The sequence below is a fragment of the Streptomyces sp. SP18CS02 genome (assembly GCF_036322365.1).
Lineage (GTDB): Bacteria > Actinomycetota > Actinomycetes > Streptomycetales > Streptomycetaceae > Streptomyces.
Genome location: NZ_JAQYXC010000190.1, coordinates 1 through 333, shown reverse-complemented (window position 1 = coordinate 333; position 333 = coordinate 1). Strand labels below are relative to the sequence as shown.

Sequence of the window (333 nt, the reverse complement as noted above, 5' to 3'; positions counted from 1 at the left end):
GGGAAGCGGGGCCCCTCGTCGGAGGTGACGCGCATGGCGGCGGCATCCACAGTCAGGCCCGAGACTCGCGCGCTGCGGCGCGCACATCTGGCGGCGGCGTCCGGCTATCGCCACGCCACCGCGCGCTGCGCCGTCTGCCGGCGCCGCCTGAGACTCGCGAAGGAACTCCCGGACGACGCCTTCGACTCGTACGAGCGCGACGCGTACGAGGGCGCGGACGGCGCCCCGCCGGGGCCAGGAGCTTCGGGCGACGGCCCGCGGGAGCCGGCGGGCCCAGGCGGCCCGGCCGGCCAGCCGGCCGGCCGGAGCGGGGTGGCGGGCGCCACCGCCCCG

At 80.2% G+C, this 333-nt stretch carries 1 protein-coding gene; it reads left to right on the top strand.

Features of this window, described 5'->3' with window-relative positions; genetic code table 11:
- Nucleotides 1–33 precede the first annotated feature (33 nt).
- Nucleotides 34–333: DUF6274 family protein (locus PUR26_RS01990; protein WP_329868534.1), on the top strand; the 300-nt coding region annotated here is incomplete at its 3' end.